General features: G+C 72.7%; 11 protein-coding genes and 1 pseudogene. 5 read left to right on the forward strand and 7 right to left on the reverse strand.

The features are described from left to right. The first annotated feature begins 62 nt into the window (after positions 1–62). On the forward strand, positions 63–1,298 hold the full coding sequence (locus ACNAVT_RS15715) for an AAA family ATPase (RefSeq protein WP_416296925.1): 1,236 nt from the start codon (positions 63–65) through the stop codon (positions 1,296–1,298). A 42-nt stretch (positions 1,299–1,340) separates the two neighbouring features. Here ACNAVT_RS15715 and ACNAVT_RS15720 read toward each other — a convergent pair whose 3' ends face one another. Continuing rightward, positions 1,341–1,886: a GNAT family N-acetyltransferase gene (locus ACNAVT_RS15720; RefSeq protein WP_416296927.1), complete on the reverse strand. Its 546-nt coding sequence runs from the start codon at positions 1,884–1,886 to the stop codon at positions 1,341–1,343. Positions 1,887–2,032: 146 nt separating this feature from the next. Here ACNAVT_RS15720 and ACNAVT_RS15725 point away from each other — a divergent pair, with 146 nt between their 5' ends. Continuing rightward, positions 2,033–2,578 carry a DoxX family protein gene (locus ACNAVT_RS15725; RefSeq protein WP_416296929.1) on the forward strand — a complete coding sequence of 182 codons (546 nt, stop codon included), beginning with the start codon at positions 2,033–2,035 and terminating at the stop codon, positions 2,576–2,578. Positions 2,579–2,782: 204 nt separating this feature from the next. Further along, positions 2,783–4,219 (forward strand): glycosyltransferase 87 family protein, encoded by a 1,437-nt coding sequence (locus tag ACNAVT_RS15730; protein WP_416296931.1) that lies wholly within the window; start codon positions 2,783–2,785, stop codon positions 4,217–4,219. Positions 4,220–4,279: 60 nt separating this feature from the next. Here ACNAVT_RS15730 and ACNAVT_RS15735 read toward each other — a convergent pair whose 3' ends face one another. The 6 genes and pseudogenes from ACNAVT_RS15735 to ACNAVT_RS15760 form a co-directional block, all read right to left on the reverse strand. Further along, positions 4,280–4,711 (reverse strand): molybdenum cofactor biosynthesis protein MoaE, encoded by a 432-nt coding sequence (locus ACNAVT_RS15735; protein ID WP_416296933.1) that lies wholly within the window; start codon positions 4,709–4,711, stop codon positions 4,280–4,282. Positions 4,712–4,766: 55 nt separating this feature from the next. Then, on the reverse strand, positions 4,767–6,023 hold the full coding sequence (locus ACNAVT_RS15740; RefSeq protein WP_416296935.1) for a molybdopterin molybdotransferase MoeA: 1,257 nt from the start codon (positions 6,021–6,023) through the stop codon (positions 4,767–4,769). Between the two features lie 37 nt (positions 6,024–6,060). Further along, the gene (locus tag ACNAVT_RS15745) at positions 6,061–6,531 is read right to left on the reverse strand and encodes a MogA/MoaB family molybdenum cofactor biosynthesis protein (protein WP_416296937.1); all 471 of its coding nucleotides are present in this window, start codon (positions 6,529–6,531) and stop codon (positions 6,061–6,063) included. Continuing rightward, a complete protein-coding gene (gene moaC / locus ACNAVT_RS15750) occupies positions 6,528–7,019 on the reverse strand; it encodes a cyclic pyranopterin monophosphate synthase MoaC (protein ID WP_416296938.1) in 492 nt (163 codons plus the stop codon). Before moaC ends, ACNAVT_RS15745 begins: the two co-directional genes overlap by 4 nt. 245 nt (positions 7,020–7,264) lie before the next feature. Next, entirely contained in the window at positions 7,265–8,089 is an 825-nt protein-coding gene (locus ACNAVT_RS15755; protein WP_416296940.1) for a tetratricopeptide repeat protein, read from the reverse strand. A gap of 233 nt (positions 8,090–8,322) precedes the next feature. Next, a pseudogene (locus ACNAVT_RS15760) lies at positions 8,323–8,541 on the reverse strand (AfsR/SARP family transcriptional regulator); the annotation flags it as partial. A gap of 528 nt (positions 8,542–9,069) precedes the next feature. Between ACNAVT_RS15760 and ACNAVT_RS15765 the strand changes: the two are divergent. Next, entirely contained in the window at positions 9,070–11,607 is a 2,538-nt protein-coding gene (locus ACNAVT_RS15765) for a putative bifunctional diguanylate cyclase/phosphodiesterase (RefSeq protein WP_416296942.1), read from the forward strand. A 33-nt stretch (positions 11,608–11,640) separates the two neighbouring features. Then, complete coding sequence (locus tag ACNAVT_RS15770) at positions 11,641–12,987, forward strand: glycosyltransferase 87 family protein (protein WP_416296944.1); 1,347 nt, start codon at positions 11,641–11,643, stop codon at positions 12,985–12,987. Positions 12,988–12,990 lie beyond the last annotated feature (3 nt).

Below are 12,990 nucleotides of genomic sequence, written 5' to 3' on the forward strand. Positions count from 1 at the left end.
GCCGGTAGCCTCATCTACGGATGTCTAGCCTCGCAGCTAGACGGCCCGATACTGTGCGATTCGTGGATCCGGTCCGCAACCCGTACGCCCCCGGCGCCGGCCAGCGTCCGCCCGAGCTCGCCGGGCGGGGACGGGAGCTGGACGTCTTCGACGTGGTGTTGGAGCGCATCGCCCGGGGCCGTCCCGAACGCAGCCTGATGCTCACCGGCCTGCGCGGGGTCGGCAAGACCGTCCTGCTCAACACCCTCCGCTCGGAGGCGATCAGCCACCTCTGGGGCACCGGCAAGATCGAGGCCCGGCCCGACCAGTCGCTGCGCCGGCCGATCGCCGCCGCGCTGCACATGGCGGTCCGCGAGCTGGCGCCCCGGCACCGCGCCCCGGATCGGATCGACGGATTCCTCGGCGTGCTCAAGGCGTTCGCCCAACGCACCGCACCCGCCGGGCGCGGCGGGGCGGCGCCGAAGCTGCGTGATCGCTGGCAGCCCGGCATCGACGTGCCGGCCAGCAGCGGCCGGGCCGACTCCGGGGACATCGAGATCGACCTGGTCGAGCTGCTCACCGACGCCGCGGCGGTCGCCACCGACGTGGGCACCGGCATCGCGATCTTCATCGACGAGATGCAGGACCTCGGCGCGGACGACGTCTCCGGGCTCTGCGCCGCCTGCCACGAGCTGTCCCAGCTCGGCGCGCCACTGATCGTCGTCGGGGCGGGGCTGCCGCACCTGCCCGCGGTGCTGAGCGCGGCGAAGTCGTACTCCGAGCGGCTCTTCCGCTACCAGCGCATCGACCGGCTCGACCGGATCGCCGCCGACCAGGCGCTCTGCGCGCCGGCCGAGCGCGAGGAGGTCGAGTACGAGCAGAAGGCCCTCGACCTGCTCTACGAGAAGTCCGGCGGCTATCCCTACTTCGTCCAGGCGTACGGGAAGGCCACCTGGGACCACGCTCCCCGCTCGCCGATCACCGCCGCCGACGTCCGGGTCGCCGCACCAGAGGCGGAGGCCGAACTGGCCGTCGGCTTCTTCGGCTCCCGGTTCGAACGGGCCACCCCGGCCGAGCGCGAGTACATGCGGGCCATGGCCTCCCTCTCGCTGGTCGAGGGGGAGGAGAGCGGCCGCGACGACATGGACGCGGCGGTGCCCACCGCGGAGATCGCCCGCGCGCTGGGCCGGAAGCCGGCCAGCCTCTCGCCGGCCCGGGACGCGCTGATCAAGAAGGGGCTGATCTACTCCGGCGAGCGGGGCACGGTCGCCTTCACCGTCCCGCATTTCGGCCGCTACCTGCGTACCCAGCCGGCCTGACGATCGCGGCCGGCACGGGGAACGGCGACCGGAAGCCGACCGTCAGACCTTCGACCAGGGCGGCGGGAAGACGACCTCGCCCGGCGGCGGCGGGGCCTCCTCGCCGGTGGACGGCGGCAGCTCCATCGCCTGCCACGGCTCCCCCAGCCCGGACCACGGGCTGGTCAACCCCATCCGGTCCGCCCGGCTGAACCCGAAGCGACGGTAGAACGCCGGGTCCCCGAGCACCACCACCAGCCGCTCGTCCAGCTCGGCGGCGGCGTCCAGGGCCGCCTGCACCACCGCCGTGCCGTGCCCGATCCGCTGCCGATGCGGCGCGACCGCCACCGGGCCGAGCGCCAGGGCCGGAAACGAGCCGCCGTCGGAGCACACCCGGACCCGGGTCAGCAACGCGTAGCCGACCACCTCGCCCCCGTATTCGGCGACCATGGCCAACTCCGGGATCCAGGCGCCGCTGTGCCGAAGCTCGTCGACCAGGCCCACCTCGGGCGGCGCGGCGACGTCGGGGCGGGCGAAGGCGGCGGCCAGCACCCGGCCGACCGGTCCCTCGTCCGCCGGATCCTCGGGTCGCAGCCGCAGCGTCGTCACCCGCGCGACCTTACCGCGCGTGTCCGGTCCATCCGCGACGGTCGCTGAAATCGTTACGCTCAGCAGCCGGTCCGGACGTCCACGTCGGCCGATCCCTTTCGGGCGTTGCCGGGGTGGCGACCGTCGCGACGGGGTATGACTGAGCCATGAAGCCCGTGCGTTCCCTCGCCCGCGTCATGCTGAGCGGCATCTTCGTGGTCAGCGGTGCCCGCAATTTCAAGAACCCCGGCCGCCTGGTCCCCGCCGCGAAACCGGTCACCGACCGGGTCGCCCCGCTGATCCAGAACCTGCATCCCCGGATCCCGACCGACACCGAAGCGCTGATCCGGGCCAACGCGGCCGCCCAGGTCGCCGGCGGTTTGATGCTGGCGACCGGCCGGTTCGCCCGGCCCGCCGCGCTCGTCCTCGCCAGCACCCTGGTGCCGACCACCGTCGCCGGTCATCCCTTCTGGGACACCGACGACCCGGTGGCGCGGAACAACAACCAGATCCACTTCCTGAAGAACCTCGGGCTCGTCGGTGGCCTGCTCCTCGCCGCCGCGGACACCGGAGGAAAGCCCGGGCTGCGCTGGCGCGCGGGCCACCGGATCGACCACTCGCGACGCTCGGTGCAACGCGCGGTCCGGACCGCCCGCCGGGAGGCGAAGATCGCCGTGCGCTCGGCGGCCACCGGACGCCGATTCCCCGGCTGACCTGCATCAATACGGCCATCACCCCCCGCAAGCCCATCAATCACCTGAACCGTCCGACACCCGTTAACGCGGTGGAAATGTCAAGAACATGTGTGGGATCGGACACGGTCGCATAACGCGGGAGGGAGCAACGTGAACCACCGTTCTAGGCTCCGTGCTGGACCTGGACGGGCAGGACGATCTTGGTACGGGGGTGGCCACACCATGCCGGCGACCGTCGGGAGACGGACGGACCGACCCGCTCCAGTCCGTTACGGACCGCGCGGGCTCGATCGGTGGACGGTCGTACGGACCGGCATCGTCGCCGCTGTCGCCTACGCCGCCTGGCTCGCCATCGGCGCGTTCGGTCGGCCGTACAACTTCTTCGACATGAAGATCTACCACGGTGCCGTGGTGTGGTGGGCGAACGGCAACGAGCTGTACGACTTCATCGCACCCTCGACGAACCTGGGCTTCACCTATCCGCCCTTCGCCGGGCTGGTCATGCTGCCGATGTCCTGGCTGCCGGTCGAGGCCGCCGGCTGGCTGAACGCGCTGGCCAGCATCGCCGCGCTCGCCGTCGTGCTGGCCGCGCTGCTGCGCCCGATCGTCGACCGGCTGGGCTGGCCGCTCTGGTTCACCGTCGCCATCGCCACGCCGATGGCCCTCGCGATCGAACCGTCCCGGGAGACCCTCGGGTACGGCCAGGTCAATCTGCTGCTCTTCGCGCTGGTCATGGCGGACCTGGTCGGCCTGCGCTGGCGGGCGAAGCGGGGCACCCACCACGACACCGCCGACTCGGCACTGGCCCGGTTCGTCTACAGCGGCAGCTGGGCCGGGGTCGGCATCGGCCTGGCCACCGCGGTCAAGCTCACTCCGGCGCTGTTCATCGCGTACCTGATGATCACTCGGCAGTGGCGGGCGGCGATGATCGCCGTCGGCACCACGATCGGCGTGACCCTCGGAACGTTCGCGCTGGTCGGGCAGGAGTCACGGGCGTACTTCACCGGCGTGCTCTGGCAGACCGAGCGGGTCGGCGCAGCGGACATGACCGCCAACCAGTCGCTCGCCGGCCTGCTGGCCCGGCTCTACGACTCCATCCAGACGCCTGGCCTGCTCTGGCTGGCCTTCTCGGTGCTGGTGCTGGCACTGGGGCTGTCCCGGGCGGCCAGCGCCCGCGCCGACGGCGACGAGCTGACCGCGTTCACCCTCGTCGGACTGACCGCCAACGTGATCAGCCCGATCTCCTGGTCGCACCACCTGGTCTGGGTGATCCCGGCGATCATCGTGCTGGCCGACGCCGCGGTACGCCGCCACGAGGCGAGCCGCGGACTGCCGCCCCGGGTCACCGCGGCGCCCCCCACCGGCGGGGTGCCCGCGCTGCGTCCGCCGATCTGGTACCCGACGCTCACCGGCGGTCGGCATGGGGCCGGCGCGCTCGCGTTCTACCTGCTCTTCCTGGTCTCGCCGATCTGGCCGTACGAGCACCAGCTTCCCGAGGTGTCCCACTACCAGGACGGGCTGTTCGGCGCGCTGATGGAGAACTCCCTGGCGATCGCCCTGATCGTGCTGGTCGCGGCGCTGCCCTGGCGGCCGGGCGCCGAGCCTGCGTTCTACCACGACCGGCTGATCCGCGCCGCCCAGCTCACCGCCCGCCGCTGACCGTCCGGCCCGGCCGCCGCCGGTCCCGCCAGGGCACTGCCGGCACCGGGGGCGGGCCGGTCAGGGGCAGTTCACCCACTCCTCGGTACCGTCGGCGAAGACCTGCCGCTTCCAGACCGGCAGCCGCGCCTTCACCTCGTCGACCAGCCGGGCGCAGGCCGCGAAGGCCGCTGCCCGGTGGGCGGTGCTGACCGCGGCGACCAGGGCAACGTCGCCGATCTCCAGCCGGCCGATCCGGTGCGACACGGCCACCGCGTGCACCTCCGGGTCGGCGGCGATCTCCGCCGCCACCTCCCGCAGCACGGCCTCGGCGGTGGGGTGGCCCTCGTACTCCAGCAGGGTGACCGCGCGACCGTGGTCGTGGTCGCGGACCACGCCCTGGAACGAGACCACCGCGCCGGCCCGGCGGTCGGCGACCGCCGCCTCGTGCGCGGCCAGGTCGAGCAGCCGGTCGGTCACCGCGCCGATCACGACGGCCTCGGCCTGGCTCACTGTTCCTCCTTCGTTCGCGACCGCGGGGTTCGCAACCCCGGCTCACTCCTCGCGCTCACCAAGCCCGCTCTCCGGGAAGCAGCGGAACCGGTACGACCGGCACCCGGTCCCCGGCCTCACCGCTGGTGCCGGGCCGGATCACCGCGAAGCCGTCCGCGCCGGCCAGGCCGCGCAGCATCGCCGAGCCGACGTGACGCACCGGGTGGGCGGTGCTGGCGACCCGGTCCAGCCGGACCAGGGCGAGATGCGTGAAGTCGCCCCGACCGGGGACCGGCTCGGCGAGGGTGGCCTGCGGCAGCACCGGCATCGGCCGACCCGCCAGGCCGGCAAGCAGGGGCGCGACGAGCGAGACCAGAGCGACGACGGCCGACTGCGGGTTGCCCGGCAGGCCGGCCACGAAGCGGACCCGGCCGTCGCCGTCCACCAGCCGGGCCAGCAGCATCGGGAAGCCCGGACGGACCGCCACGGTGTTGACCACGTACTCCGCGCCGAGGGCCTGCAGTGCCGGGTGCAGGTGGTCGACCGGGCCGTGCATGGTGCCGCCGGTGGTGCAGACCAGGTCGGCGTCGGCGAGCGCGCCACGCAGGGCCGCCACGTGGGCGGGAAGCGTGTCGGCCACCGGGCCCACGACGTCGGCCGGGCGCACCTGGCAGCCGTAACGGCGCAACCAGGCGGGCACCGTCGGGCCGAGCGCGTCGCGAACCCGGCCGGCGCCCGGCGGGCCGGAGGTCAGCAGCTCGTCGCCGAAGACCAGCAGCGCGGCGCGTGGCTGTCGTCGGACCCGCAGCGTGTCGTGACCGCAGGAGGCGGCCAGGCCGATCAACGCCGGGTCGACCGGCGTACCGGCAGGCAGCAACTCCTCCCCGGCGTACGCTTCCTCGCCCGGCTGCCGCCACTCGGGCATCGGGCGCGGCGTGCCGTCGACCCGGCCGTCGGCGGTCCGGGTCGACTCCTCGATCCGCAGCACGGCGGTGGTGCCCTCCGGGACCATCGCGCCGGTGGCGATCTCGGCGGTGGTGCCGTCGGTGGTCAGCGGGGGTGAGGATTGCCCGGCGAGCACTCGTCCGACAACCTGCCACGGGCCGTCACCGCGCACCGCCCAGCCGTCCACGCTGGAGGTGGGGAACGCCGGCAGGTCGGTCCGGGTGGTCAGCGGCTCGGCGAGGGTGTGGCCGTCGGCGTCGGCGAGCGGGCGGTCGATCGCGGGGAGCGCGGCGGCGAGGCCGACCGCGTACACCCGGGAACGGGCCTCCTCCCACCCGGCCGGCGGCGCGGCGACCTGTGCCGCGGCGGCTGCGGTTTCCGTGCTCATCCGGCGAGCCTATCGCCGGTGCGGCGGCCGGGTGCCATCAGTGGTCGCCGCCGCGGAGCTGATCGACGGCGTGACGGAGGATCGGCCCGAGCACGGCAAGGCCGTCCTTCGCCCCGCCCCGCGAACCGGGCAGGTTGACCACCAGCGTCCGGCCGGCCACGCCGGCCAGCCCCCGGGACAGGGCGGCGGCGGGAACCGTGTCGCGGCTGTGGGCCCGGATCGCCTCGGCGATGCCGGGGATCTCGTAGTCGAGCAGGGCGCGGGTCACGTCGGGCGTCCGGTCGGTCGGGGTGATGCCCGTGCCGCCGCTGGTCAGCACCACGTCGACACCTTCGTCGCGGGCGGCCCTCAGCGCCACGCCGACCGGCTCGCCGTCCGGCACCACCACCGGCTCGTCGACCTCGCAGCCCAGCTCGCGCAGGCCGGCGACGAGCAGCGGGCCACTGGTGTCCGCGTACACGCCGGCGGCGGCCCGGTTGGAGGCGACGATCACCCGGCCCCGGATCACGGCCGGTCCTCCGGCCGGACCCACTCGCCGGTCTTGCCGCCCTCCTTCCGGAGCACCCGCACCGCGTCCACCGAGGCTGCCGGGTCGACGGCCTTGACCATGTCGACCAGGGCGAGCCCGGCAACGGCCACCGCGGTGAGCGCCTCCATCTCGACGCCGGTCCGGTCGGCGGTCCGCGCGGTCGCGGTGATCTCGACGGTGTCGGTGGTGAGCCGTAGGTCGACGGTGACGCCGTGCAGGGCGATCGGGTGGCAGAGCGGGATCAGGTCGGGGGTCCGCTTGGCCCCCATGATCCCGGCGAGCCGGCCGACCGCGAGCGCGTCACCCTTGGGCAGACCGTCGCGGCGCAGCAGCTCCACCACCTCGGCGGTGGTGCGGAGCCGGCCGGCGGCGACCGCGAGCCGGCCGGAGACGGGCTTGGCGGAGACGTCGACCATCCGGGCCGCGCCGGCCGCGTCGACGTGGGTGAGCTGCGCGGAATCGGTCACGGCCGCGAGCCTATCCCGGATACGACGTGCCGCCCGCGTCGTACCCGTCGGTGGGGAGGAGCGCCGCGCTGCAGGTGCCGACCCGTGCGGCGCTCCTCCCTCAGCCACCCGCAGTCCAGTCGCTGGGGGGAAGCTGACGGCGGGCGTCTCGGCGACCCGGTCCCGCCCCGATGGCTGGACCGCCCCTGTTCGGCCGACACGCGGGGGACGGTAGCGAGCCACGCGATAAGAAATCGATAAGTTCCTCACCTGTTATGGGACAGCCTCGACCCGGCCCCGTCCACAGCGTCGACGGCGGCGAGGCGCCGTTCGAGATCAGTTCGCTCGGGTGCACCCATACGACGGAAGATCGCTAAGGCGCGCTGCCGGTACCGGCGGGCCTGCTCCCATTCGTCATCGCCGAGGTGATCGGCCAGAGCGACGAGGGCCCGACCCTGCTGATACGGATGCCCGATGCGGGTCGCGAGCTCAAGGGCATGCCGGTGTGCGGCCATCGCCTCATCGATACTGCCGCTGAACGCCAACGTCACACCAAAGTCATTCCACACAGCTGCCTGCACGTGACGTTCCCCCGAGTCGACCGCCAGTTCGAGCGCCATTTCGTGCTGCTCACGTGCGGTGTCGATCCGACCCAGGTGTCGATACGCGATCCCCAGGTCGTTGCGGGCCTCCGGCTCTCCGGACCGGTGCCCGGTCCGGTCGCGGAGCCGCAGGGACGCGGCGATGAGCCGGACGGCCTTGGAGAAATGACCGAGCCGGTTCTCGACGGCTGCGATATGGCCGAGGGCGTTCGAGATGTCGTACTGACTGCCACGGCACCGAGCCATGAACAGGTGCATCCGGTGGGCCTGGATCGCCTCCTCGTAGCGCCCCATACTGGCGAGCGCGATACCGAAGTTCGCCAGCGCGAGAGTCGATTCCACGGCCACGCCACCCGGGCGCTCCCGCATAAGCTGCCGGCCGAGATCGACCGACTGGGACAGGTTGCCCGCCAGCCAGTGGACGACGGTGAGGTTTGCCCGGTACCGGTGTTCGTTGAGGTGGTCGCCGAGTTCGCGAGAGATGGACACTGCCGCCTCGAGGTGCCGCAGCGAGTCCAGACAGCACCGGCCACCAGTGGGCCTCGCCACAAGTGTTCGCTCTGCGCCAGCAGTCTGTCGGCGGCTTCCACATCCCCGCCCGCCCACGCACTTGCGGCGGCGTCGACGAGATACTCAAATAGCCCTATATGAGCCGATTCGTTGCTCAGGTCCAGCTGATAACCACCAGATGATCGAGAGAGGGTAGGACCTTGGTGCTTATCGAAGGTTCGCCGGAGGTTGGCGGCGTACGTACGCACGTTCGCCACGGCCGAACGCGGGGGCTCTTCTGGCCACAGCTCGTCGACAAGCGACTCGACAGTGACGATGCGCCCGCTGTGCACGGCGAGCATGGCCAAGACTAGTTGCTGCTTCGGTGTCCCGAGACGGGGACTCCGCCCTTGAACCCATACCGTTAGGCCACCCAGGACTCGAATTTCCACAAGAGCCGACTCCGGTTTAGCTGGCCGCAACCAATCGCTCGAGATCCTACCGATGATCGCAGCGGGAGGGGAGCCGACGCGACGCCATTGAACCGCTGATCATCCCGCAGAGGTTCCTCCGTATCGACGCACTGAGGCACCCGAAGCACGGTTGAATTGCGCCCGGACAGCGGCCAGGCTGGCAGGCAAGGATGCATGTCCCACCTCGTTGGGATTGCTCTCGGCGAGCAGGTGCCTACGCGCAGGACGCGAACCACTCCGCTCCGCACAGCATTGATGGACAGAACGTCATATAGCGCAACAGGGTTCCTTATCTTGCGCATACCGACATTTAATCTTTGATATCCCCCATCTTCCCCCTAACCTGCCCCTCAGAGAGCATGGATGCCGTTAGGCGCCATGGAGATTTCGGAGGAGGGCGGAGCGATGATGCGCAGCACCGAGTGGAACTGAGCAATACCCCAAGCCATCACCCCGGGGTACGCTGCCCGTCATCGGGCTGAGACGGTGAGCGACAGGTGATGCCGGTTGAGCCGAGCGACCGAACGTCCGCAGGCTGTCGAACCGCGTCTGCACGCAGTCGTCTACACGCTGGTCGCGTGCGCGGCGGTGGTCGCGCTCGTTGCCCTCATCTCGGCCCTGCACCGGCCTCCGGCCTCGGTCGGCGACGTCGTGACGACGGCGACCGTCGTCGTGATGGTCGCGCTGGCCGCCGTCATCAAAACCCCCGTTCGCATCCGGTCGACCACCCTCGCTACAGCCTGGGTGGAGACGGCGATCGTGGTCGGACTCGCCGTCGCCCCCTCGCCCCGGGTGATCCTCGCGACGGGACTCGGTGTGGCGTGCGGTTCGGTGACCCGACTGCCCGCCATCAAGACCGCATTCGGCATCGCGAAGCACACTCTGGTCGCCGGAGGCGCCGCGGCCGTCATCGCCCTGATGGGACACCGATGGCCGCCCAGGGAGCCGTTGAGCATCGTGGTGCTGCTCGCCATCGTCTACTTGGTCGCGGCGCTCCTCGATGACGTGCTCGCGATCCCGGTTATCGCACTCGCCTCCGGAACACCCATCTCCCGCCAGTTCCGGAACAACCTCGACCTCCGGATAGCCGGCTTCGGGGTCCGGTTCGTGGTGGCGGCCTGCATCCTGCTCATCCTCCGGGCCGACCCGCGGCTCCTGCTCGCCGTACCACCGCTGGTGCTCAGCCTGCACCTGGCGTACTCCGCCAGGATCCGCCGGCGCACAGAGCAGCAGGCCTGGCAACGGCTGGCTCGGACCACTGACGCGCTCAACGTGGTCGACCTCGGCCAGGTGCTGACCACCGCCATCACCCAGGCCGCCGAACTGTTCTCCGCCGATGAAGTCGAGATCGAGCTGGGCAAGGGCGATCGCACGGTCCGCGGCGGCACCGGCGGCATCACGTACGACGGCACGGCCCCCGAGCCCAGCGCGGTCGACGGGGTGGTCATCCCGGTCGCGCTGGAGGGCCACGACCACGCGGACGACCTCGGTGTGCTCCGGCTTCGTTTCGCCGGTGCCGTACGGCTGTCGGAGCGGGAGCAGTACACCCTGTGTACCTTCGCCTCCGCGCTCTGCACCTCGATCCGCAACGCCCAGGCGTACGCCGAGCTGGCGCGGATCGCCGAGGAGCACGCGTACGCCGCGACCCACGACGCTCTGACCGGGCTCTCCAACCGGCGTCACCTGCTGGACGAGGGCACCGAACAGTTGACCACCCGGCACGCGGAAGGCGTCACCGCCCTGGTGCTGATCGACCTCAACCACTTCAAGGAGGTCAACGACACCCTCGGACACGGTGCCGGGGACCGCGTACTGATGCAGGTCGCCGACCGGCTGCGCGGCGCGGCCCGCCCGGACGACCTGGTGGCCCGGCTCGGTGGCGACGAGTTCGCCGTCCTGCTGCGCGGCCTGCCCGCCCCGGCGGTGGCCGCGCACCGGGCCGACAAGCTGCTCGCCGCCCTGCACGAGCCGCTCGACCTGGACGGCATGCGGATCAGCATCGAGGCCAGCGGCGGCATCGCCGTCGCGCCGGCCGGCGGCGGGATGCCCGAGCTGCTGCGCCGCGCCGACGTGGCGATGTACCAGGCGAAGCGGGCCGGCCAGCGGATCTCCACGTACGCCCCGACCCGCGACACCGCCGACCTGGGCCGGCTCACCCTCGGCGGCGAGTTGCCCCGCGCGGTCGCCGACCACGAGTTCACCGTCAACTTCCAGCCGATCGTCGACCTGGGCAGCGGCGAGGTGATCGGCGCGGAGGCGCTGGCCCGCTGGCACCACCCGACGCACGGCATGATCGACCCGCTGCGCTTCCTGGAGGCGGTGGAACGCTCCGGGCTGCTGCCCGCGTTTGCCGAGGCGATCCTCGACCAGGCGCTGATCGCGGCCGGCACCTGGCGGGACGCCGGCTTCGACCTGCCGGTCTCGGTCAACGTGTCGCCCCGCAGCCTCCTCGACGCACGATTCCCCGGCGCGGTGCTGGCCCGCCTGCGGGCGCACGACCTGCCGCCGGACCGGCTGATGCTGGAGCTGACCGAGACCCTGACGCTCAGCCAGCTCGACGTGGTCGACCGGGTGCTCAGCCGGCTGCGCGACTCCGGGGTGCGGCTGGCCCTCGACGACTTCGGCACCGGCTACTCGTCGCTTTCCCTGCTCTCCCGCATCCCCGTGCACGAGCTGAAGATCGACCGCAGCTTCGTCACCGCGATGGAGAGCGCAGCCGAATCCGCCGCCGTGATCCGTTCCACCCTGGACCTGGGCCGCAGCCTCGACCTGATCGTGGTGGCCGAAGGCGTGGAGAGCGAACCGCAGCGGCGGGCGCTCTGGGAGCTGGGCTGCGCCGCCGGGCAGGGCCACCTCTTCGCCCGGCCACTGCCGGCGGGCTCGCTGCTCGCCGCCCTCCAGCGGGGCGCCGGTGGGCGACCGGGTGCCCTCGCGGCCCCGCTGCACGACGCGGGTGCGGTGATCCGCCTGCCCGGCCGCCGCTCCGGCGGGCGCGGCCGGGCAGCCACCGCGGCGTCCACCGCCGACGAGCCCCGCCGGTACTGACCAGGCGGGCCGGGGTCTGCCAGACTGGCCGGCGTGACCGCCGACCCCGACCGCACCGGCCGCACCTGTCGGCGCTGGCAGGCAGTGGAATCCGCCGCCGACGGCCTCGCCCTCGACCTGGGCCTCTACGCCGTCGCGGCGGTCTTCGCCGGAATCACCGCCGCCACCTCCACCCTGGTCCCGCACCGGGCGTGGGGGGCGCTCGCCACCGCCGGGTACCTGCTGGCGGCGCTCGCCGCGGCCGGCCAGTTCCTCGCCCGGCGTCGCCGCACCGACACACCGCTCGCCGGGCTGGGCGCCCGCTGGGCGGTGGCCGGCTTCGCCTGGGCCACCACGGCGCTGCTGCCGGTCGCGGCGCAGAGCGTCCAACGCGCGGCGGGTCGTACCGACCGGGCACAGGAGGAGGTGGTGGTGGTCGAGCACGCCGGTGCCCGACTGGTCGAACACGGCACCCCCTACCTGGGCCACGACGCGATCGCCGCGCTGCCACCGGCGGAACAACTGCTCGGCTACACCCCGTACCAGCCTGGGATGGCGCTGTTCGGGCTGCCCCGGGCCGCCACCGACGCCTGGTGGGCCGACGCGCGAGTCTGGTTCGCCCTGGTCACCGCCGGGGTGCTGGCCCTCGCCGTGGCCACGTTGGGGTCGGCGCCCAGCCCCACCGGGACCCGCCGGGGTGCCGCGCTGCTTCGGGGCGTACAGGCGGCCACCGTGCTGCCGGTCTGCGCGCTCACCCTGGCGACCGGCGGCGACGACCTGCCCGTACTCGCGCTCTGCCTGCTCGCGCTGGCCCTCGCCGCCGCCGACCGGCCCGGTCGGGCCGGCCTGGCGGTCGGCGCGGCCGGCGCGCTGAAACTCTTCGCCTGGCCGGTGGCGGTCGTGCTGATCTGCTGGGCCGCCACCCGCCGGGCCGGCGTCCGCACCGCACTCGGCGCACTCGGGCTGCCGGTGCTCGCGTTGGTCCCCGCCCTGCTGGTCGACCGGGACGCCCTGGTGGAGAACGTGCTGCGCTTCCCGCTCGGGCACGGCCTGGTGACCAGCCCCGCGCAGTCCCCGTTCCCCGGCCACCTGATCGCCACCGCGCTGCCCGCCGGCCGGATCGTCGCCGCCGCGCTCCTGGTCGCGGCGGGGGTCGCAATCGCCGTCCGGCTCCTCCGCCGCCCGCCGCGCACCGCCGCCGCCACCGCGCTGATCTGCGGGTACGGGCTGCTCGCCGCGATCCTGCTGATGCCCTCGACCCGCTTCGGCTACCTGCTCTACCCGATCGCCCTGCTGGTCTGGGCCCCCGCCCTGGCGTTCCCGGAGGCCGGGGCAGGGCGAGCACCCGCCGCCGGGGCGGCTTCCGGCAACTCCGTGACGCGACCCGCCACCAGGGCGTAGACC

It is taken from the genome of Micromonospora sp. SL4-19 (assembly GCF_047921475.1).
Lineage (GTDB): Bacteria > Actinomycetota > Actinomycetes > Mycobacteriales > Micromonosporaceae > Micromonospora.